Here is a 1960-nt window from a genome sequence, read left to right as displayed (position 1 = left end):
TTTATTAATGTTTTTATGCTATTTAGTGCAGTCTACTTTCATTATATATGCAAGTAGAGTTGTTTAGCTACTGTAAATGAATAAATAAAATAAGCCAAGATATAAAATTCTTGGCTACATGTAAATCTTGTTCATAGGTTATTTTACAGTGACAGTGGCACGTTCGTGAATACGTTCAAATAACCAATGTATATCATCGTTATACATGCGAATACAGCCAAGTGTTGTAGCTTTGCCAATCGCTTGATTATTGTTAGTCCCATGAATCGCATACGTTGTTCCGTATGTTCCTGCCATATTTAATCCGAGCCAACGGTCACCAAGTGGGTTACGTGGATCGCCGCCTTTAATATGTCTTTTATAATAAGGACGGTTTTTAATTTTATTTACGACTTGAAAAGTACCTGTAGGTGTAGGTGTTGCTGTTTTGCCAGTAGCGACAGTGAAGCTTTTTATAAACTTCCCATTTTGATAGAAATCCATTTTATTTAATTTCGTGTCAATGATAAGTTGTTCGTTAGTTGAAGCAGCTTCCACAGACATATATGGAACAGTTAAAAAACCTAACGACAACATTATAGTTAATAGTAATTTTTTCATTATATTCTCCTTTTACTATTGTAGTAGTATTACATGCAATGAATTTGCAATCCTCGTAATGCTTGATTTATATTCTCATCTAATGTTTCAAAGAAGGTAGTAATCTTTGCATTGTGTTTGTTGTTTTTATCAATAAGTAATCTTTCATTTAGTAAAAGCTCACCATGTAGTCCAAAACTTTGAACTTGAATATTTAGTTCATCTTCAGTTTCAGAAATGATTGGTAAGAAATAGTGAAACGCTTTCGTGGGAATAATGTAGCTTTTGCCAATCATGCTTTCTTGATTTGAATTAATCCATTTTCTCGTGACAATCTTAATATTCTTTTTTGAAACGATAAAAGACAGTGTTGTAGATTTTGTTAAATTAACGTCAAATTCATTTGTTTCACATATGTGTAAATTAAAAGCGGTTTCATTTTGATGAGATTCAACATTTGTATTAATGAAATCATGCATTTTATATGCTTCCATTTCTTATTCACCCTTTTTTCAATTTCGAAAAGCGACTTATATTTATTCAATTTAGTGTTTAGTCATATATTGGTTAAAATTTTCAACAAATTCCGATATAATCTTACAATACATATATGAAGATAATATGAAGTTAGTATGAGTTTGTTATGGTTTTTTATAGAGAACAAAATGAGGTGATTTCCGAGTGCTTAAAACTGGATAAAATTTGTATATTAATGTCTCTAGCCATTGTAATAGATAGGTGTCATCCCGTTTTAAAACAATAATTTATATAATTAAATAAAGAACAGAAAACTTTAGCATGAGCCTTACAAAAATGTAATAAAAATGTAAGCTATTGTGATAGTTATTTCGACAATTTTTTTATACAATAATAGTAACAAGTTGTACGTGAATGAAAGGGGAGATGACATGGAATGGGTTCATGAATTATTTCAGCAATACGGGTATTATGTTGTACTTGTAGGATTGCTGTTAGAATATATCGCACTTCCGTTTCCGGGAGAGCCAACATTAGCATATGCGGGGTTTTTAGCACAGAAGGGTGATCTAAGTTTACCTATTTTAATTATCCTATCCTTTATTGGGACAAGTGTAGGAATGACGATTCAATACTTTTTAGGGAATAAGCTTGGTATGCCTTTTGTTCAAAAGTATGGGAAATATGTATTTTTAACACAAAGAAAAATTGATTTAACGAGAATGTGGTTCGATAAGTATGGGTATTTTCTAATCTTTATCGGTTTCTTTATTCCTGGTGTACGTCATTTTACAGGATACTTTGCAGGTATCATTAACTTACCGTTTCGACGCTTTGCGATTACAATTTATTCAGGTGCTTTATTTTGGGTATCATTCTTCTTAATCGGTGGTTACTGGTTAGG

Annotated in this window: 3 protein-coding genes; 1 reads left to right on the top strand and 2 read right to left on the bottom strand. The window is 31.3% G+C overall.

Going from position 1 to position 1960, the window contains the following annotated elements:
• Positions 1–138 precede the first annotated feature (138 nt).
• The gene (locus tag KI356_RS25795) at positions 139–600 is read right to left on the bottom strand and encodes a L,D-transpeptidase (RefSeq protein WP_212936864.1); all 462 of its coding nucleotides are present in this window, start codon (positions 598–600) and stop codon (positions 139–141) included.
• Between the two features lie 29 nt (positions 601–629).
• On the bottom strand, positions 630–1073 hold the full coding sequence (locus KI356_RS25790; RefSeq protein ID WP_033712435.1) for a DUF3978 family protein: 444 nt from the start codon (positions 1071–1073) through the stop codon (positions 630–632).
• Between the two features lie 414 nt (positions 1074–1487).
• On the opposite strand from KI356_RS25790, the gene KI356_RS25785 reads away from it, so the two are divergent.
• Positions 1488–1960: DedA family protein (locus tag KI356_RS25785; protein ID WP_212936863.1), on the top strand; the 473-nt coding region annotated here is incomplete at its 3' end.

The organism is Bacillus hominis (assembly GCF_018332515.1).
GTDB classification, from domain to species: Bacteria; Bacillota; Bacilli; order Bacillales; family Bacillaceae_G; genus Bacillus_A; species Bacillus_A hominis.
Note: the sequence above shows the minus strand (reverse complement) of the source record. Positions and strands in the feature narration are given on the sequence as shown.

Excerpts from the sequence above, each read along its gene's own strand:
- KI356_RS25790 (WP_033712435.1), bottom strand. The coding sequence starts at position 1,073 with ATGGAAGCATATAAAATGCATGATTTCATTAATACAAATGTTGAATCT.
- KI356_RS25795 (WP_212936864.1), bottom strand. The coding sequence starts at position 600 with ATGAAAAAATTACTATTAACTATAATGTTGTCGTTAGGTTTTTTAACT.